Raw genomic sequence first — 19815 nt, 5'->3', positions numbered from 1 at the left:
CGGGCCTTGAGCTGAGTGGCGTTAGGCACAGGAGCGGCTCTATAGGAGTAGCACAAGTCAGGCCGGGATCCCTGGCCGATCGATCTGTGCATCCAGCAGGGCCATGAAGGCGCGTGCTGCATTCGATAGCGTCCGTTCGGTGTGCAAGATATAGCCTAGCTGGCGAGTGAGCTGTATGCCCGGCAATGCGATGCTTGCCACTTGTTCGTCGAGCATGGTGCGCGGCAGCACGCTCCAGGCCAGGCCAATGGAGACCATCATCTTGATGGTTTCCAGGTAGTTGGTGCTCATGGCGATGTTCGGCGTCAGGCCCTGGGCTTCGAACAAACGCTGGACGATGTGGTGGGTAAAGGTGTTGCCGCCGGGAAAAACCGCCGGATGGCCGGCGATGTCCGCCAGACTGACGGCACCGTTGTTGATCAGCGAATGCTCCGGGGCGACGACGAAATCCAGCGGGTCGTCCCACACCGGCGTGGCTTTGACCAAGGTATGCGGCTCTGGCGCGAGGGTGATGACCGCCAGTTCTGCGCGGCCGTGGAGAATTTCCTCGTAGGCCACTTCCGAATCAAGGAATTGAATATCCAGCGCAACCTGTGGGTAGCGGCGGGTGAACTCCCTTAATAGAGGCGGCAAGCGGTGCAGGCCGATGTGGTGACTGGTGGCCAGCGTCAGGCGACCGCTGACCTCGCCGGTCAGGTTGGTCAGGGCGCGGCGGGTGTCGTCGAGCACGTTGAGAATCTGATAAGCCCGTGGCAGCAGGGCGCGACCGGCCTCGGTCAGGCCGACTTCACGGCCCAAGCGGTCGAACAGGCGCACCTTCAATTGCTGCTCAAGACCGGCGATGCGCTTGCTGATCGCCGGTTGGGTCAGATGAAGGCGTTCGCCGGCGCCGGAGAAGCTGCCGGTCTCGGCGATGGCAATAAAAGCGTTGAGGTTAGCCAAGTCCATGTCGCATTCCAGTTGGTTATCCAAAGCATAAAAAATATGAATTTGAGTTATTTAATCTAACCCCATAGGATCGGCCTCACAAGCCAAAGGGTTATTGATAAGCCCAGGGCATAGAAACAAGCTGATGAGGAACCGTCTGATGGCCGGCAAAACGCTCTACGACAAGCTCTGGGATTCGCATTTGGTCAAGCAGCGCGACGATGGCTCGGCGCTGATCTACATCGATCGTCACATCATCCACGAAGTGACTTCGCCGCAAGCTTTCGAAGGCTTGCGTCTGGCCGGGCGCAAGCCTTGGCGCATCGATGCCAACATTGCGACCCCGGACCACAACGTACCGACCACCCCGGAGCGTAAGGGCGGCATCGAAGCCATTGCCGATCAGGTTTCGCGTTTGCAGGTGCAGACCCTCGACGACAACTGCGATGAATACGGCATCGTCGAATTCAAGATGAACGACGTGCGTCAGGGCATCGTTCACGTGATCAGTCCGGAGCAGGGCGCGACCTTGCCGGGCATGACCGTGGTCTGCGGTGACTCGCACACCTCGACCCACGGCGCATTCGGTGCGTTGGCCCACGGCATCGGCACCTCCGAGGTCGAGCACGTGCTCGCCACGCAGTGCCTCGTCGCGAAGAAAATGAAAAACATGCTGGTGCGCGTTGAAGGGCAATTGCCGTTCGGCGTGACCGCCAAGGACATCGTTCTCGCGGTGATCGGCAAGATCGGCACCGCCGGTGGTAACGGCCACGCCATCGAATTTGCCGGCAGCGCGATCCGCGATCTGTCCGTTGAAGGCCGCATGACCATCTGCAACATGTCCATCGAAGCCGGCGCCCGCGTCGGCCTGGTGGCGGCGGATCAGAAGACCATCGACTACGTCAAAGGTCGTCCATTCGCGCCGAAAGGCGAGCAGTGGGACATGGCCGTCGAAGCCTGGAAAGACCTGGTTTCCGATGCCGATGCCAAGTTCGACACCGTGGTCGAGCTCGACGCCGCGCAGATCAAGCCGCAAGTCAGCTGGGGCACTTCGCCTGAGATGGTTTTGGCTGTTGATCAGAACGTGCCGGACCCGGCCAAGGAAATGGATCTGGTCAAGCGCGACTCGATCGTTCGCGCCTTGAAATACATGGGTTTGACCGCCAATCAGGCGATCACCGACATTCAGCTTGATCGCGTGTTCATCGGTTCCTGCACCAACTCACGCATCGAAGACTTGCGCGCTGCTGCGGTGATCGCCAAGGGCCGCAAGGTGGCCTCGACCATCAAGCAGGCGATCGTCGTGCCGGGCTCGGGTCTGGTCAAGGCGCAGGCGGAAGCCGAAGGGCTGGACAAGATTTTCCTCGAGGCCGGTTTCGAATGGCGTGAGCCGGGTTGCTCGATGTGCCTGGCGATGAACCCGGACCGTTTGGAGTCCGGCGAGCATTGCGCCTCGACGTCCAACCGTAACTTCGAAGGCCGTCAGGGCGCCGGTGGCCGTACCCACCTGGTCAGCCCGGCGATGGCAGCGGCGGCAGCAGTGAACGGCCGTTTCATCGACGTTCGTGAATTGATCCAAGGAGCACAGTAAAGATGAAGGCATTTACTCAGCACACTGGTCTTGTCGCGCCTCTGGATCGTGCCAACGTCGACACCGATCAGATCATTCCCAAGCAGTTCTTGAAGTCGATCAAGCGCACCGGTTTCGGTCCGAACCTGTTCGACGAGTGGCGTTATCTGGATGTCGGCCAGCCGTACCAGGACAACTCCAAGCGCCCGTTGAACAAGGATTTCGTCCTCAACGCCGAGCGTTATCAGGGTGCCAGCGTATTGCTCGCCCGCGAGAACTTCGGCTGCGGCTCGAGCCGTGAACACGCGCCGTGGGCGCTGGAAGAGTACGGTTTCCGCAGCATCATCGCGCCGAGTTACGCCGACATCTTCTTCAACAACAGTTTCAAGAACGGCCTGCTGCCGATCATCCTCAGCGATGCAGAAGTTGATGAACTGTTTAAGCAAGTTGAAGCCGAGCCGGGTTATCAATTGCAGATCGACCTGCAAGCGCAGACCGTGACCCGCCCGGATGGCAAGGTGTACAGCTTCGAAATCGATGCGTTTCGCAAGCACTGCCTGCTCAATGGTCTTGACGATATCGGCCTGACCTTGCAGGACGGCGATGCGATTGCGACGTTCGAAGCCAAGCATCGGGTTAGTCAGCCGTGGTTGTTTCGCGACGCTTGATTCGGGATTGATGTAGTCAGGGCGGGCCTCTTCGCGAGCAGGCTCGCTCCCACAGGGAATGTATTTCAAATAACACTGCTTACAGGATGTGATCCATGACCAGCACCGCCCAGCACACCCAGGTCGTCCAGAAGCAATTCGGCGAACAGGCCGCCGCTTACCTGAGCAGCGCGGTTCACGCCCAAGGCAGCGAATTCGCGCTGCTCCAGGCTGAACTGGCCGGGCAGGGTGGAGCGCGGGTGCTGGATCTGGGCTGTGGCGCCGGTCACGTCAGTTTCCATGTCGCGCCGCTGGTCAGGGAAGTGGTGGCTTACGACTTGTCGCAGCAAATGCTTGATGTGGTTGCCGGCGCTGCCGTCGATCGCGGCTTGAGCAACATCATTACCGTCAATGGTGCTGCCGAGCGCTTGCCGTTCGCCGATGGCGAGTTCGAATTTGTGTTCAGCCGCTATTCGGCGCATCACTGGAGCGACCTTGGCCTGGCGTTGCGCGAAGTACGTCGGGTGCTGAAGCCGGGCGGGGTGACGGCGTTCGTTGATGTGTTGTCACCGGGCAGTGCGTTGTTCGACACTTACCTGCAAAGCGTTGAAGTGCTGCGCGACACCAGCCACGTGCGCGACTACTCCGCCGCCGAGTGGCTGCGCCAGGTTAGCGAGGCCGGACTGCATGTTCGCAGTACCACCCGTCAGCGCCTGCGTCTGGAGTACAGCAGTTGGGTCGAGCGCATGCGCACACCTGACGTGATGCGCGCGGCGATCCGCCAGTTGCAGCAGTCGATGGGCAACGAAGTGCGTGAGTATTTTGAGATAGATGCCGACGGCTCGTTCAGTACCGATGTGATCGTACTGAAGGCCGAGCGATAGAATTTTTCCCGGCGCGCCGTTCACTGGCGCACCGCTTGAAGACACGAGGAAAGCATGAGCAAGCAGATTCTGATTCTCCCGGGTGACGGTATTGGTCCGGAAATCATGGCCGAAGCGGTCAAGGTGCTGGAATTGGCCAATGACAAGTACAGCCTGGGCTTCGAGCTGAACCACGACGTGATCGGTGGCGCGGCCATCGACAAGCATGGCGTGCCGCTGGCCGACGAGACCCTTGATCGCGCCCGCGCTGCCGACGCTGTGCTGCTGGGCGCTGTCGGTGGCCCGAAATGGGACACCATCGAGCGTGACATCCGCCCTGAGCGCGGCCTGCTGAAAATCCGCGCGCAACTGGGCCTGTTCGGCAACCTGCGCCCGGCGATCCTCTATCCGCAACTGGCCGACGCGTCGAGCCTGAAACCGGAAATCGTTGCCGGTCTGGACATCCTCATCGTCCGTGAGCTGACCGGCGGCATTTACTTCGGCGCGCCGCGTGGCACCCGTACGCTGGACAACGGCGAGCGTCAGTCCTACGACACCCTGCCGTACAGCGAAAGCGAAATCCGCCGCATCGCCCGTGTCGGTTTCGACATGGCCATGGTGCGTGGCAAGAAGCTCTGCTCGGTGGACAAGGCCAACGTGCTGGCATCCAGCCAGTTGTGGCGCGAAGTGGTCGAGCAAGTGGCCAAGGATTACCCGGAAGTCGAGCTGAGCCACATGTACGTCGACAACGCCGCCATGCAGTTGGTGCGCGCACCCAAGCAGTTCGACGTGATCGTCACCGACAACCTGTTCGGCGACATCCTCTCCGATGAAGCGTCGATGCTCACCGGTTCGATCGGCATGCTGCCGTCGGCTTCGCTGGATTCCAACAACAAGGGCATGTACGAGCCGTGCCACGGTTCGGCCCCGGACATTGCCGGTAAAGGCATTGCCAACCCGCTGGCGACGATCCTGTCGGTGTCGATGATGCTGCGTTACAGCTTCAATCTGCACGACGCTGCCGATGCCATCGAAAAAGCCGTCAGCGTCGTGCTCGATCAGGGCTTGCGCACGGGCGACATCCACTCGGCCGGTTGTACCAAAGTCGGTACGCAGGAAATGGGCGACGCAGTAGTCGCCGCGCTGCGGAATCTGTAATCTCTCGGGCCCGCTGCGAAATTCAATACAAAGCAGCGGCCCACTTTTCAAGAAGGTGTAGTTGCGATGAAACGTGTAGGTCTGATCGGTTGGCGCGGGATGGTCGGTTCCGTGCTCATGCAGCGGATGCTGGAAGAGCAGGATTTCGATCTTATCGAGCCGGTGTTTTTCACCACGTCCAATGTCGGTGGCCAAGGCCCGTCCGTGGGCAAGGACATTGCTCCGCTCAAGGACGCTTACAGCATTGACGAGCTGAAGACCCTCGACGTGATCCTGACCTGCCAGGGCGGCGACTACACCAGCGAAGTATTCCCCAAGCTGCGTGAAGCCGGCTGGCAGGGCTACTGGATCGACGCGGCGTCGAGCCTGCGCATGAACGATGACGCGGTGATCATTCTCGACCCGGTCAACCGTAAGGTCATCGACCAGCAGCTGGACGCGGGCACCAAGAACTACATCGGCGGCAACTGCACCGTCAGCCTGATGCTGATGGGCCTGGGCGGTCTGTTCGAGGCCGGTCTGGTCGAGTGGATGAGCGCCATGACCTATCAGGCGGCCTCCGGTGCCGGCGCGCAGAACATGCGTGAACTGATCAAGCAGATGGGCGCGACCCACGCCGCTGTCGCCGATCAACTGGCCGACCCGGCCAGCGCGATCCTCGACATCGACCGTCGCGTGGCCGAAGCCATGCGCAGCGAAGCCTACCCGACCGAAAACTTCGGTGTACCTCTGGCCGGCAGCCTGATCCCGTGGATCGACAAGGAACTGCCGAACGGCCAGAGCCGCGAAGAGTGGAAGGCCCAGGCCGAGACCAACAAGATTCTCGGTCGCTTCAAGAGCCCGATCCCGGTCGACGGCATCTGCGTGCGCATCGGCGCCATGCGCTGCCACAGCCAGGCGCTGACCATCAAGCTGAACAAAGACGTACCGATCGCCGATATCGAAGGGCTGATCAGCCAGCACAACCCGTGGGTCAAGCTGGTACCGAACAACCGCGAGATCAGCATGCAGGAGCTGAGCCCGACCAAGGTCACCGGCACCCTGAATGTACCGGTCGGTCGTCTGCGCAAGCTGAACATGGGTTCGCAATTCGTCGGCGCCTTCACCGTCGGCGACCAGCTGCTGTGGGGCGCGGCCGAACCGCTGCGCCGCATGCTGCGGATCCTGCTGGAGCGTTGATCGCTTGAAGCAATGAAAGAGCCCGTGCCTTGTGAGAGGTGCGGGTTTTTTTATGCGCAATGATCGTTCCCATGCTCCGCGTGGGAATGCATCCCGGGACGCTCTGCGTCCCTTCCAAAGCAGAACGCGGAGCGTCCGTTGAGACATTCCCACGCAGAGCGTGGGAATGATCGGTACGGGCAGAAATTGCCTGTGCGCCACCCACCCGGTAAAGTGCCGCTCCCCCCGTTTTGCCAGAGGTAGCTCCATGACCCAGACTTTCGATATCGCCGTTATCGGCGCCACCGGTACTGTCGGCGAAACCCTCGTACAGATTCTCGAAGAACGCGACTTCCCGGTCGGCAATTTGCACCTGCTGGCCAGCAGCGAATCGGCCGGCAGCTCGGTGCTGTTCCGCAACAAAAACGTCCGCGTGCGCGAGGTCGACGAGTTCGATTTCAGCAAGGTCAGACTGGTATTCTTCGCTGCCGGCGCTGCGGTGTCGCTGAGCTACGCCGCTCGCGCCCATGCTGCAGGTTGCTCACTGATCGACCTGTCCGGCGCGTTGCCTGCGGATCAGGCGCCACAAGTGGTGCCCGAGGCCAATGCCGATATTCTCGCCAGTCTGAAAAGCCCGTTCCAGGTCAGCAGCCCAAGCCCGTCGGCCACTACGCTTGCCGTGGTGCTGGCGCCGTTGCTCGATCTGCTCGATCTGCAATACGTCAACGTCACCGCCAACCTGGCCGTTTCTGCCCAAGGTCGCGAGGCGGTCACCGAGCTCGCGCGGCAGACTGCCGAGCTGCTCAACATGCGTCCGCTGGAACCGACGTTCTTCGACCGGCAGATGGCGTTCAACCTGCTGGCACAAGTCGGTACGCCTGATGCGCAGGGCCACACGCTGCTGGAAAAACGATTGGTTCGAGAGCTGCGCCAGGTTCTGGCAAAACCTTTATTGAAGATTTCTGCCACTTGCGTTCAAGCCCCGGTGTTTTTTGGCGATAGCTTTAGCGTGACCTTGCAGTCAGGCAGCGCTGTTGACCTGGAAAAGGTCAACGCAGCGCTCGAGGCAGCACCGGGCATCGAGCTGGTCGAGGCCGGCGATTATCCGACCGCAGTCGGCGATGCGGTGGGGCAGGACGTGGTCTATGTCGGCCGCGTGCGCAGTGGTGTCGACGACCCGGCGGAACTAAATCTTTGGCTGACGTCAGATAACGTACGCAAAGGCGCGGCGCTCAATGCCGTGCAACTGGCTGAGTTGTTGATAAAAGACCTGCTGTAAAAGATACTTGGCAACAATTTGTCGACTGATTCTAGGTGAGCGCTATGCTTGCCCGAAGCGCGTCGATGACGAGTCACCCTCCGGGACTTTCCGGGGCAGCACAGAAATGATCGCGCGCGGCGACCCCCGTCGTCGCGCGCAATGCCTTACGGCAGCGGTATTCAAAAGCTTCTCGCTGGCCGAGGAACGTTCAAACAAAGGATGAGGCTATGGTTCAAGTTCGCAAACTGGTGTTAGCAATAGCGGCCGCCTCGGCGCTGTCCTCCGGTATGGCGCATGCCCTCGGGCTCGGGGAGCTGACCCTGAAGTCGACCCTGAACCAGCCGTTGGTGGCTGAAATCGAGCTGCTCGACGTCAAGGATCTCACCGCCGCCGAGGTGGTGCCGAGCCTGGCTTCCCCTGAAGATTTCGCCAAGGCCGGCGTCGACCGTCAGGCTTTTCTCAATGACCTGACGTTCACCCCGGTACTCAACGCCAGCGGCAAAAGCGTGTTGCGCGTGACCTCGAGCCAACCGCTGTCGGAACCGATGGTGAAGTTCCTCGTGCAGGTGATGTGGCCCAATGGCCGCCTGCTGCGTGATTACAGCGTGCTGCTCGATCCGTCGAAGTTCTCGCCGCAGACCGCAGACGCCGCCGCGCAACCGGCGCCGTCGCAGACCATCACTGCGCCCACCACTGGCGCCACCCATCGCAATCAATACACCACCACGCCGCGCGATACCCTGTGGGAAATCGCCGCGAAGGCGCGCAACGGCGGCTCGGTGCAGCAGACCATGCTGGCGATTCAGGCGCTCAATCCGAATGCCTTTATCGACGGCAACATCAACCGTCTGAAAACCGGCCAGGTGCTGCGTCTGCCGGATCCGGTACAAAGCACGGCGCTGCCGCAGTCGGCAGCCATCGCTGAAGTGGCGGCGCAGAACGAAGCCTGGCGTCAGGGCCGGCGTTATGTGGGCAAGCCTGGCACCGGTCAGCAGCAGCTGGATGCGACCAATCGTGGCCGTGGCAATACCGGTGCAGCGGCCAACACTCAGGACAATCTGAGCCTGGTCTCGGCGGAAAGTGCCAAGCCCGGTGCGAAAGGCCCTGCCGGCGATGCCAAGGCGCTTAGCAATAAGCTCGCAATCACCCAGGAAAACCTCGACACGACCCGTCGTGACAACGAGGAACTGAAAAGCCGCATGGCGGATCTGCAGAGCCAGTTGGACAAGCTGCAAAAGCTCATCGAGCTGAAGAACAATCAATTGGCGAAGATGCAGGCCGACGGCGCCGGCGCTGCGCCTGGCGCCACTGCTGCTGTGCCGCCGGTGCCGGCGATCACTGCCGAACTGGCCGCAACACCGCCAGCCACTCCGGCCGACGCCGCAGCGGCTTCACCGACTCCAGAGTCGGCCATCGCGCCGCCAGCGGAAACCCCGGTTGAGCCAGTCGTCGAGCCGGTGGTCGAAACTACGCCGCCTGTTGCCGCCGATGACGACAAAGCCTTCAATGAACTGCTGACCAATCCGATCCTGCTCGGCCTGATCGGCGGCGGTGCGGTGGTTCTGCTGCTTCTGCTGTTGCTGCTGGCGCGCCGTCGCAAAGCCCAGCAGGAAGCCGAAAAGCACCTGCGCATGGCCCGCGCTCTGGCTGAAGAGCAAGAGTTCTCTGCTGAGCAGGATCTGCCGGAAAGCAGCTTCTCTGGCCTGGAAACCCCGGCAGCCAGCGTCAAGCTCAATACGCCAGCTCCGGCGCCTGCGCCAACTCCAGCACCGGTCGTCGCTCCGGTGGTGATGGCTGCGCCGATTGCCGCACCACTGGTGGCCCCGGCCGGCGAACGCTCTGATGATGTGCTCGACAAAGCGCAATCGCACATCAATGCCGGTCGCCTCAATCAAGCCGCCGCGCTGCTGGAAGAGGGCGTCAGCCTTGAGCCGGAACGCAGCGATCTGCGCCTGAAGCTGATGGAAGTCTACGGTCAGCAGGGCGACCGCGATGCGTTCGTTGCGCAAGAGCGTCAACTGGTAGCCAATGGCGATAACTTCGCCAAGGTCGAAGCACTGAAGAGCCGCTTCCCGGCCATGGCTGTGGTTGCTGCCGGTGGACTGGCGGCTGCCGCAGTCGCTGCCGAGCTGGACGCGCAGTACGTCAAGGAACTGCTGCAAGACGAGCCGCAAGCGCCCGAGAATGCCGCTGACGATCTCGACACCGCGTTCGATTTGAGCCTGGACGACCTCGACAACATCACCCCGGTCGATCCTGCGCCAGCGGTCGAGCCAGAAGCGCCGGTCGAGCTCGACGCATTTCCGGCTGAAGACGATCTGAGCTTCGCCTCGGTGCTGCAAGAACAGACTGAGATGAAAGACAATCTCGACGATCTGTCGGACTTCGATCTGGATATGGATCTCGGCGCCGAACCATCGCCGGCCACGTTGGCTGAAGATGACTTCCTGCTGGATCTGGACGACGGCGTGAAGGACTTGCCGCCGGTCGAGACGCCGGTTGTCGCTGACGTGCCGCAGGACGATCTGGAGCTGCCAGCTGATTTCGACCTGTCGCTGGCGGACGAAATGGACAGCAACCCGGCTGCTGAGCCGGATGCCTTCGCGGCCGAGCTGGACGACGTCAATGCCGAGCTGGATCGCCTGTCGCAAAGCATGGCCGAACCGAGCTTCACCGAAGCGGACGCCGCGATGGGTGACGATCTGGGCGAAGACGATTTCGACTTCCTCGCCGGCACCGACGAAGCGGCGACCAAACTCGATCTGGCCCAGGCCTACATCGACATGGGCGACGCCGACGGTGCCCGTGACATCCTCAACGAAGTGTTGACCGAGGGTGATGAGAAGCAGCGGGGCGAGGCCAAGGAAATGCTTTCCAACCTGGCGTAAGTTCAGCGGTAAACAATAAGCGGCAGCCCGGTGGGGCTGCCGTTTTTGTTTGTGCCGGATTCTGCGGTGTCTGATCGATTGCTTTCGCGAGCAGGCTCGCTCCCGCAGGGGGGGACGCATTGCAAATGTGGGAGCGAGCCTGCTCGCGAAGAGGGCGGTACTGCCGATAGAGAACTCTGGCATCCCCGGCCCACCGCCTTATAATGCCCGCCTTTGCAAATCAGCAGGCTGTCCCACCTTGGCAAACATAGATAACCCGGTCGCCGAAATGGCGCCCGACGGCTTTTACCGCGTCGCGCTGGGCGTTGAGTACAAAGGCTCGCGCTACAGCGGCTGGCAGCGTCAGTTGACCGGTGTGGCGACGGTGCAGGAAGAGCTTGAAAAGGCCCTGTCGAAAGTCGCCAATTCGCCGGTTTCCCTGCAATGCGCCGGGCGTACCGATGCCGGCGTGCATGCCTGCGGCCAAGTCGTGCACTTCGACACTCAAGTTGATCGCTCGCTGAAAGCCTGGGTCATGGGCGCCAACATCAATCTGCCCCATGACATCAGCGTCAGTTGGGCCAGGGTCATGCCGGCGCATTTTCATGCGCGCTTCAAGGCCATCGCCCGGCGTTATCGCTATGTGATCTACAACGATCAGATTCGCCCGGCGCACCTCAATGAAGAAATCACCTGGAATCACCGTCCGCTCGACGCCGAGCGTATGGCCGAGGCCGCGCAGTACCTGATCGGTACCCACGATTTCAGCGCGTTCCGGGCCGGTCAGTGCCAGGCCAAGTCGCCGATCAAGAAGATGCATCACCTGCGCGTGACTCGTCACGGCAAGATGATCGTGCTCGACATTCGTGCCAACGCGTTCCTGCATCACATGGTGCGCAATATTGCCGGTGTGCTGATGACCATCGGTGCCGGGGAGCGCCCGGTGGAGTGGATGAAAGAAGTGCTGGAGAGTCGCGAGCGTCGCTCCGGCGGGGTGACGGCGCATCCATATGGGCTCTATCTGGTGCAGGTCGAGTATCACGACGAATTCCCGTTGCCCGAGCGCTTTATCGGGCCACATTTCCTTACGGGTTTCTCCGAACTTGACGGCTGACGCCCTCGGACGCTTTTGTTACCATCCGGGACGTTTTCGGATTTTGCCTTGAGGTTTTCCTGACATGTCAGCTGTTCGCAGCAAGATCTGTGGCATTACCCGCATCGAAGATGCACTGGCCGCCGTCGAAGCCGGTGCCGATGCGATCGGTCTGGTGTTTTACGCCAAGAGCCCGCGTGCAGTGAATGTGCAGCAGGCAAGGGCGATCATCAAGGCGTTGCCGCCGTTCGTCACCACCGTGGGGCTGTTCGTCAACGCCAGTCGTTGCGAGCTGGGAGAAATCCTCGATGCGGTGCCGCTTGATCTGCTGCAGTTCCATGGCGACGAAAGCGCGCAGGAGTGTGAAGGCTGGCATCGTCCGTACATCAAAGCGCTGCGGGTCAAGGCCGGCGATGACATTGCCGCCGCCTGCGATGCCTTTCCCGGCGCCAGTGGCGTGCTGCTCGACACCTATGTCGAAGGGGTGCCCGGTGGAACCGGCGAGGCGTTTGACTGGTCACTGATTCCGCAACACCTGAGCAAACCGCTGATTCTGGCCGGCGGCCTGACGCCGGAGAACGTTGCCGACGCGGTAGCGCGGGTCAAGCCCTACGCGGTGGATGTCAGCGGCGGGGTAGAGGCGAGCAAAGGCATCAAGGATCACCACAAGATTCGCGCATTCATCAACGCGGTGCGCGGCAATACATCGTCGATGTGACGGCTGGCAGTCTGCCGCCGTCCATCAATGCACTTGCACAAAGCAGGCGCGGCTGAGGGTTGCTGAATCGTACGCAGGTCATGTTCCGCGCTGACCGCGACTGTTCATCAACCATCGCCACACACATGAATTTAGCTCAAGGGCATACGCGGGGCTGCGAACCAGAGCGTTCGGGCCGCCGGTACTGGAGAAAGAAAGCATGAGCAACTGGTTAGTAGACAAACTGATCCCTTCGATCATGCGCTCGGAGGTCAAGAAGAGCTCGGTGCCTGAAGGTCTGTGGCACAAATGCCCGTCCTGCGAGGCGGTGTTGTACCGTCCGGAGCTGGAAAAGACCCTGGACGTTTGCCCCAAGTGCAACCACCACATGCGCATCGGCGCACGTGCGCGTATCGACATCTTCCTCGATCCGGAAGGCCGCAACGAACTGGGTGCTGACCTGGAGCCGGTTGACCGTCTGAAATTCCGCGACGGCAAGAAGTACAAGGACCGCCTGGTTGCTGCGCAGAAGCAGACCGGCGAAAAAGATGCGCTTATCTCGGTCAGCGGTACCCTGCTGGGCATGCCGGTAGTGGTTTCGGCATTCGAATTCAACTTCATGGGCGGTTCCATGGGCGCCATCGTCGGTGAGCGCTTCGTGCGCGCTGCCAACTACGCACTGGAAAACCGCTGCCCGATGATCTGCTTCGCCGCTTCCGGTGGCGCGCGCATGCAGGAAGCGCTGATCTCGCTGATGCAGATGGCCAAGACCTCGGCCGTGCTGGCGCGCCTGCGTGAAGAAGGCATTCCGTTCATCTCCGTACTGACCGACCCGGTTTACGGCGGCGTTTCCGCCAGTCTGGCGATGCTCGGTGACGTCATCGTTGGCGAACCGAAAGCCCTGATCGGCTTCGCCGGTCCGCGGGTAATCGAGCAGACCGTGCGCGAAAAACTGCCGGAAGGCTTCCAGCGCAGCGAGTTTCTGCTGGAGCACGGCGCCATCGACATGATCATCCACCGTCAGGAACTGCGCCCACGTCTGGGTAACCTGCTGGCACAAATGACCGGCAAGCCGACGCCGAAGTTCGTCGCCGCGCCGATCGAGCCGATCGTGGTTCCGCCGGTGCCTGCCAACGTATGACCCAGCGCACCCTTGGTGAATGGCTCGCCTACCTCGAGCAGTTGCATCCGTCGGCCATCGACATGGGCCTGGAGCGTTCGCAACAGGTAGCGTCCCGTATGGGGCTGGGCCAGCCGGCGCCTCGGGTGATCACGGTCACTGGCACCAACGGCAAGGGTTCGACCTGCGCGTTCGTGGCTTCTTTGCTGCGTGCGCAGGGCCTGAGCGTTGGCGTCTACAATTCTCCGCACCTGTTGCGTTACAACGAGCGGGTGCAGCTCAATGGCGTCGAAGCCACTGACGCCCAGCTGTGCGAAGCCTTTGCTGCGGTCGAGGCGGGCCGCGGCGAGACTTCCCTGACTTATTTCGAAATGGGCACCCTGGCGGCGTTCTGGCTGTTCCAACAGTCCGCGCTTGATGCTGTGGTGCTTGAAGTGGGTCTGGGCGGGCGTCTGGATACCGTCAATGTGGTGGATGCCGACATCGCGCTGGTCACCAGTATTGGTGTCGATCACGCCGATTATCTGGGCAATACCCGCGAATCCGTAGCCTTCGAGAAGGCCGGAATCTTCCGCCAGGGCAAGCCTGCTCTGTGTGGCGACCTGAATCCTCCGCAACCGCTGCTCGACAAGGCACGCGAACTGGCTTGCCCGTTTTTTCTGCGTGGTCGCGATTTCGATCTCGGCATCACTGAGCAGCACTGGCAGTGGTGCGGTACCGACGCGCAGGGCCAAGCGGTCGAATTGCGTGATTTGCCACTGCTTGATCTGCCGATGGAAAACGCCGCGCTGGCGCTGCAAGCCTATCTGCTGACAGGTTTGCCGTGGAATGCCGAACAGATTGTCGCGGCGTTGCAGGCGACGCGCGTGGTCGGGCGCCTCGATCGTCGTTCGTTCGAATGGAACGGCAAGCGCCTGAACCTGTTGCTGGATGTCGGTCACAATCCGCATGCCGCTGAATATCTCGCGCGACGTCTGGCTGCGCGGCCGCCGGTTGGCAAGCGTCTGGCGGTGTTCGGGTTGCTGGCGGACAAGGATCTCGATGGTGTTGTTGGCGAATTGAATGCTAGTGTCGCGCATTGGGCTGTCGCGCCGCTGGATTCGCCGCGCGCGCGTCCGGTGGCTGAGCTTGAGGCCGCGCTGGAGAACCTTGGCGCTTCGGTTACGTCCTATGCCAGCGTTGCGGCCGCTCTGGAAGGGCAGTGCGCTATAGCAACCAGCGACGACGAGATTCTGTTGTTCGGATCATTTTATTGTGTCGCCGAGGCCCTTGAATGGCTGGCCCGGCGCTCCACGGAGGAAGCGGCAAATGGCTTTGCTGGATAAAGCGTACAAGCAGCGCATGGTTGGCGCGCTGGTGCTGGTGGCGCTGGCGGTGATCTTCCTGCCGATGCTGTTTTCCCGTCAGGATGAGCAGCGTCAGGTGACCGTCGAGGCCCCGGCTGCGCCTCAGCCTTCGGCCATGCCGCAAGTGCAAATGGACCCGGTCGCCGTGCCTGAGCCCCAGGCTTTGCCACAAGAGCCGGTGCCAACGGACGAAGAGGTCGCTGAAGAAGTGGTGCCTGCTGCTCCGGCTGCTGCTCCGGCCGCCCCGGCACCGACCATCCCGGCGCAGATTGCCCGCCCGGCAACGCCGCCACCAGTGGCCAAGCCGATTCCGGCGCCGGCTCAGCCAATCACCTCCGCAACCAGCAAGCCTGACACCACGCAGAGCCGCGTCGATGCCAACGGTCTGTCGGTGAGCTGGTCAGTGCAACTTGCCAGCCTGTCGAGCCGTGCCAGCGCCGAGAGCCTGCAGAAGAACCTGCGCAGCCAGGGTTATAACGCCTACATTCGTTCGGCCGATGGCAAGAATCGGGTGTTCGTCGGTCCGCTGATCGAGCGTGCCGAAGCCGACCGTCTGCGTGATCTGCTGAGTCGTCAGCAGAACCTCAAAGGCTTCGTTGTCCGTTTTCAGCCTGAACGTGGCTGAAATCTATCACCTCGATTGAAAAGCACTGACAATCGCAGCTTACCGACAGCCATGCGCTCTGCTAAAATGCGCCGCCTTATCCGTCTGTAGGCTGCACTGTGCCATTTACCTGGGTTGACTGGGCGATCGTTGCAATCATCGCCATCTCCGCATTGATCAGTCTGAGCCGCGGCTTCGTAAAGGAAGCGTTATCGCTGCTGACCTGGATCATCGCAGGAGCGGTTGCCTGGATGTTTGGTGGCTCACTGTCCGAGTACCTCGCCGGATACATCGAAACCCCATCGGCTCGCGTGATTGCGGGCTGTGCCATCATGTTTGTCGCCACACTGATCGTGGGCGCAATGATCAATTATCTTATCGGCGAGTTGGTTCGCGTCACCGGGTTGTCCGGGACCGATCGATTCCTCGGCATGGCCTTCGGCGCAGCGCGTGGCGTGTTGCTGGTGGTCGTGGCGGTCGGGCTGTTGAGCCTGGGGCCGGTACAGCAGGACGGGTGGTGGAAAGAATCACAGCTCATGCCCAAGTTTCTATTGGTCGCCGACTGGTCCAAAAACCTGATACTCGGGTGGAGCAGTCAGTGGCTTGCCAGCGGAATCAGCGTACCCGCTGAGATTCCGTTCAAGGAGCAGCTCTTGCCGACGGCGAAAACGCCTCAGTGAGTGCTGTTCAGTTCAGATCCATTAAGTAGGGGTTGCGTCGCATGTGTGGCATCGTCGGTATCGTCGGTAAGTCGAACGTCAATCAGGCGCTGTATGACGCGCTAACCGTGCTCCAGCACCGCGGCCAGGACGCTGCCGGTATCGTGACCAGCCATGATGGCCGGTTGTTCCTGCGCAAGGATAATGGCCTGGTGCGTGACGTGTTCCAGCAGCGTCACATGCAGCGTCTGGTCGGCCACATGGGTATCGGCCACGTCCGTTACCCGACTGCCGGCAGCTCGACGTCGGCCGAAGCCCAGCCGTTCTACGTCAACTCGCCGTACGGCATCACCCTGGCGCACAACGGCAACCTGACCAACGTTGAACAGTTGGCCAAAGAGATCTACGAATCCGATCTGCGTCACGTCAACACCAGTTCCGACTCGGAAGTGCTGCTCAACGTGTTCGCCCACGAGCTGGCCCAGCGCGGCAAGCTGCAGCCGACCGAAGAAGACGTGTTCGCCGCTGTGACCGATGTGCACAACCGCTGCGTGGGTGGTTACGCCGTTGTGGCGATGGTCACCGGTTACGGCATCGTCGGTTTCCGCGATCCGCACGGCATTCGCCCGATCGTGTTCGGCCAGCGTCACACTGACGAAGGCGTCGAGTACATGATCGCCTCGGAAAGCGTTTCCCTGGACGTGCTCGGTTTCACCCTGATCCGCGACCTCGCGCCAGGCGAAGCGGTGTACATCACCGAAGATGGCAAGCTGCACACCCGTCAGTGCGCAACCAACCCGTCGCTGACCCCGTGCATTTTTGAACACGTCTACCTGGCGCGTCCGGACTCGATCATCGACGGTGTGTCGGTGTACAAAGCACGTCTGCGCATGGGCGAGAAGCTTGCCGAGAAGATCCTGCGCGAGCGCCCTGAGCACGACATCGACGTGGTCATCCCGATTCCGGACACCAGCCGTACCGCAGCGCTGGAACTGGCCAATCACCTTGGCGTGAAATTCCGCGAAGGCTTCGTCAAGAACCGTTACATCGGTCGCACCTTCATCATGCCGGGCCAGGCTGCGCGCAAGAAGTCGGTACGCCAGAAGCTCAACGCCATCGAGCTGGAATTCCGAGGCAAGAACGTCATGCTGGTCGATGACTCGATCGTGCGCGGCACCACTTGCAAGCAGATCATCCAGATGGCCCGCGAAGCCGGCGCGAAAAACGTCTACTTCTGCTCGGCGGCACCTGCGGTGCGCTTCCCGAACGTCTACGGTATCGACATGCCGAGCGCTCACGAACTGATCGCGCACAACCGTTCGACTCAGGACGTGGCCGACCTGATCGGCGCAGACTGGTTGATCTATCAGGACCTGCCTGACTTGATCGAAGCGGTCGGTGGCGGCAAGATCAAGATCGAGCACTTCGATTGCGCAGTGTTCGACGGCAAGTACGTGACCGGAGACGTCGACGAGGCTTACCTGAACAAGATCGAACAGGCGCGCAACGATGCCTCGAAGGTCAAGACCCAGGCAGTCAGTGCGATCATCGATCTGTACAACAACTGAGTTTCCACCGGCCCTGAGGGGCCGGTTTTGTATCTGATATTTATTGTTCGAGAACAGCAAGGAGAGACAGCATGAGTCAGGAATGGGATGCCGGTCGGCTGGACAGCGACCTCGAAGGCGTAGCGTTCGATACCCTGGCCGTCCGTGCCGGTCAGCACCGCACGCCGGAAGGCGAACACGGTGATCCGATGTTCTTCACTTCCAGCTACGTGTTCCGCACCGCTGCCGATGCTGCGGCGCGCTTTGCCGGCGAAGTGCCCGGCAACGTCTATTCGCGCTACACCAACCCGACCGTGCGCGCGTTCGAAGAGCGCATTGCCGCGCTGGAAGGCGCCGAGCAGGCCGTCGCCACGGCCACCGGCATGGCCGCGATCATGGCGGTGGTGATGAGCCTGTGCAGTGCTGGCGATCATGTGCTGGTGTCGCGCAGCGTGTTCGGCTCGACCATCAGCCTCTTCGAGAAATACTTCAAACGCTTCGGTGTCGAAGTCGATTACGTCCCGCTGGCCGATCTGTCGGCCTGGGACGCGGCGATCAAGTCCAATACCAAGCTGCTTTTTGTCGAGTCGCCGTCCAATCCGTTGGCCGAGCTGGTGGATATCGCCGCCCTGGCTGAAATCTCTCATGCCAAGGGCGCACAGCTGGTGGTCGACAACTGCTTCTGCACCCCGGCGTTGCAGCAGCCGCTGAAGCTCGGCGCGGACATTGTCGTGCACTCGGCGACCAAGTTCATCGACGGTCAGGGCCGCTGCATGGGCGGTGTTGTCGCCGGTCGCGGTGAGCAGATGAAAGAAGTAGTCGGCTTCCTGCGGACCGCCGGCCCGACCCTCAGCCCGTTCAACGCGTGGATCTTCCTCAAAGGCCTCGAGACCCTCAACCTGCGCATGAAAGCGCATTGCGCCAACGCTCAGGCGCTGGCCGAATGGCTGGAGCAGCAGGACGGCATCGAGAAGGTCCATTACGCCGGTCTGAAGAGTCATCCGCAGCACGAGTTGGCTCAGCGCCAGCAGAAGGGTTTTGGTGCGGTGGTCAGCTTCGAGGTCAAGGGCGGCAAAGAGGGCGCCTGGCGCTTTATCGATGCTACTCGGTTGATTTCGATCACCGCCAACCTCGGCGACAGCAAAACCACGATCACCCATCCAAGCACCACCTCCCACGGCCGTCTGGCGCCGCAGGAGCGTGAAGCGGCAGGCATTCGTGACAGTCTGATCCGCGTTGCGGTCGGTCTGGAAGATCTGGCTGACCTGCAAGCTGATCTGGCGCGCGGTCTGGCGGCATTGTGATCGAGTTGTCCACACCGGCGACCAATACCCATGGCCGCGTGGCGCTGGTCACCGGGGCTGCGCGCGGGATTGGCCTCGGAATCGCCGCTTGGCTGATCAGCGAAGGCTGGCAGGTGGTGCTGACCGATCTTGATCGGGTGCGTGGTTCGAAAGTGGCGAAGGTGCTGGGCGAGAACGCCTGGTTCATCGCCATGGACGTCGCCGACGAAAATCAGGTCGCGCTGGGCGTGGCCGAGGTGTTGGGGCAGTTTGGTCGCCTTGATGCATTGGTCTGCAACGCGGCGGTCGCCGATCCGCACAACATCACCTTGGAAAGCCTCGATCTGGCGTATTGGAATCGGGTGCTGGCGGTGAATCTGAGCGGGCCGATGTTACTGGCCAAGCACTGTGCGCCGTATCTGCGTGCGCACAACGGTTCGATCGTCAATCTGGCCTCGACCCGCGCGCGACAGTCGGAGGCGGACTCCGAGGCGTATGCGGCGAGCAAGGGCGGGCTGTTGGCGCTGACCCATGCGCTGGCAATCAGCCTTGGACCGGAAATCCGCGTGAACGCAGTCAGTCCTGGCTGGATTGATGCCCGTGATCCCTCGGTGCGTCGCGCCGAACCTTTGGCCGATGCCGATCATGCTCAGCATCCGGCGGGCAGGGTAGGGACTGTCGAGGACGTGGCGGCGATGGTGGCGTGGTTGCTGTCGAGGAATGCCGGATTTGTCACCGGCCAGGAATTTGTCGTCGATGGCGGCATGACCAAGAAGATGATCTACACGGAATAACAAGCGAAGCCGCGTGCTGTGGGAGCGAGCCTGCTCGCGAATGCGGTCTATCGGTCGATGGCGTCTTCAGGAATGAAGCAATTTCGTCTTTTTCAGAAAAACTCCAATCCTGCTATTGACTTAGCTTCGCCACCTGCGTAAATTTCGCGGCCTCGGAGATGCAAACGGGTGATTAGCTCAGCTGGGAGAGCGTCTGCCTTACAAGCAGAATGTCGGCGGTT

The 19815-nt window shown here is 61.3% G+C and carries 17 protein-coding genes; 16 read left to right on the top strand and 1 reads right to left on the bottom strand.

Annotated features, from left to right (window positions below; all coding sequences use genetic code 11):
- Positions 1–57 precede the first annotated feature (57 nt).
- Positions 58–948 carry a LysR family transcriptional regulator gene (locus D8U70_RS12530; protein WP_024012384.1) on the bottom strand — a complete coding sequence of 297 codons (891 nt, stop codon included), beginning with the start codon at positions 946–948 and terminating at the stop codon, positions 58–60.
- Between the two features lie 139 nt (positions 949–1087).
- Here D8U70_RS12530 and leuC point away from each other — a divergent pair, with 139 nt between their 5' ends.
- From leuC to D8U70_RS12450, 16 genes are all read left to right on the top strand, one after another.
- Positions 1088–2518 (top strand): 3-isopropylmalate dehydratase large subunit, encoded by a 1431-nt coding sequence (gene leuC / locus D8U70_RS12525; RefSeq protein ID WP_041478531.1) that lies wholly within the window; start codon positions 1088–1090, stop codon positions 2516–2518.
- A 2-nt stretch (positions 2519–2520) separates the two neighbouring features.
- Positions 2521–3165: a 3-isopropylmalate dehydratase small subunit gene (leuD, locus tag D8U70_RS12520; protein WP_024012386.1), complete on the top strand. Its 645-nt coding sequence runs from the start codon at positions 2521–2523 to the stop codon at positions 3163–3165.
- Positions 3166–3260: 95 nt separating this feature from the next.
- A complete protein-coding gene (locus D8U70_RS12515; protein WP_122706888.1) occupies positions 3261–4028 on the top strand; it encodes a class I SAM-dependent methyltransferase in 768 nt (255 codons plus the stop codon).
- Positions 4029–4082: 54 nt separating this feature from the next.
- Positions 4083–5165 (top strand): 3-isopropylmalate dehydrogenase, encoded by a 1083-nt coding sequence (gene leuB / locus D8U70_RS12510; RefSeq protein ID WP_130928996.1) that lies wholly within the window; start codon positions 4083–4085, stop codon positions 5163–5165.
- Positions 5166–5231: 66 nt separating this feature from the next.
- Positions 5232–6344 carry an aspartate-semialdehyde dehydrogenase gene (asd, locus tag D8U70_RS12505; RefSeq protein ID WP_071171651.1) on the top strand — a complete coding sequence of 371 codons (1113 nt, stop codon included), beginning with the start codon at positions 5232–5234 and terminating at the stop codon, positions 6342–6344.
- A 247-nt stretch (positions 6345–6591) separates the two neighbouring features.
- Entirely contained in the window at positions 6592–7602 is a 1011-nt protein-coding gene (locus tag D8U70_RS12500; protein WP_122506453.1) for an aspartate-semialdehyde dehydrogenase, read from the top strand.
- 209 nt (positions 7603–7811) lie between these two features.
- A complete protein-coding gene (locus tag D8U70_RS12495; RefSeq protein WP_130928995.1) occupies positions 7812–10472 on the top strand; it encodes a FimV/HubP family polar landmark protein in 2661 nt (886 codons plus the stop codon).
- Between the two features lie 268 nt (positions 10473–10740).
- Entirely contained in the window at positions 10741–11565 is an 825-nt protein-coding gene (truA, locus tag D8U70_RS12490; RefSeq protein WP_016773937.1) for a tRNA pseudouridine(38-40) synthase TruA, read from the top strand.
- 64 nt (positions 11566–11629) lie between these two features.
- A complete protein-coding gene (locus D8U70_RS12485) occupies positions 11630–12262 on the top strand; it encodes a phosphoribosylanthranilate isomerase (RefSeq protein ID WP_024012391.1) in 633 nt (210 codons plus the stop codon).
- Positions 12263–12461: 199 nt separating this feature from the next.
- Positions 12462–13382: an acetyl-CoA carboxylase, carboxyltransferase subunit beta gene (accD, locus tag D8U70_RS12480; RefSeq protein WP_016773939.1), complete on the top strand. Its 921-nt coding sequence runs from the start codon at positions 12462–12464 to the stop codon at positions 13380–13382.
- The gene (gene folC, locus D8U70_RS12475; protein ID WP_130928994.1) at positions 13379–14686 is read left to right on the top strand and encodes a bifunctional tetrahydrofolate synthase/dihydrofolate synthase; all 1308 of its coding nucleotides are present in this window, start codon (positions 13379–13381) and stop codon (positions 14684–14686) included. The genes accD and folC overlap by 4 nt, the downstream gene beginning before the upstream one ends.
- Complete coding sequence (locus D8U70_RS12470) at positions 14670–15332, top strand: SPOR domain-containing protein (protein WP_024012393.1); 663 nt, start codon at positions 14670–14672, stop codon at positions 15330–15332. Before folC ends, D8U70_RS12470 begins: the two co-directional genes overlap by 17 nt.
- A 98-nt stretch (positions 15333–15430) precedes the next feature.
- Positions 15431–15991, top strand: a complete 561-nt coding sequence (locus D8U70_RS12465) for a CvpA family protein (RefSeq protein WP_130928993.1) — start codon at positions 15431–15433, stop codon at positions 15989–15991.
- 41 nt (positions 15992–16032) lie between these two features.
- Positions 16033–17538, top strand: a complete 1506-nt coding sequence (purF, locus tag D8U70_RS12460) for an amidophosphoribosyltransferase (RefSeq protein ID WP_016773943.1) — start codon at positions 16033–16035, stop codon at positions 17536–17538.
- Between the two features lie 71 nt (positions 17539–17609).
- Positions 17610–18821, top strand: coding sequence for an O-succinylhomoserine sulfhydrylase (locus D8U70_RS12455; protein WP_130928992.1), 1212 nt, complete (start codon positions 17610–17612; stop codon positions 18819–18821).
- Positions 18818–19594: an SDR family oxidoreductase gene (locus D8U70_RS12450; protein ID WP_130928991.1), complete on the top strand. Its 777-nt coding sequence runs from the start codon at positions 18818–18820 to the stop codon at positions 19592–19594. The genes D8U70_RS12455 and D8U70_RS12450 overlap by 4 nt, the downstream gene beginning before the upstream one ends.
- Positions 19595–19815: the final 221 nt, after the last annotated feature.

The sequence above is a fragment of the Pseudomonas sp. Sample_20 genome (assembly GCF_004307585.1).
Lineage (GTDB): Bacteria > Pseudomonadota > Gammaproteobacteria > Pseudomonadales > Pseudomonadaceae > Aquipseudomonas > Aquipseudomonas atacamensis.
The sequence above is the reverse complement of the archived record's forward strand: the minus strand, read 5'-3'. Positions and strand labels throughout refer to the sequence as shown.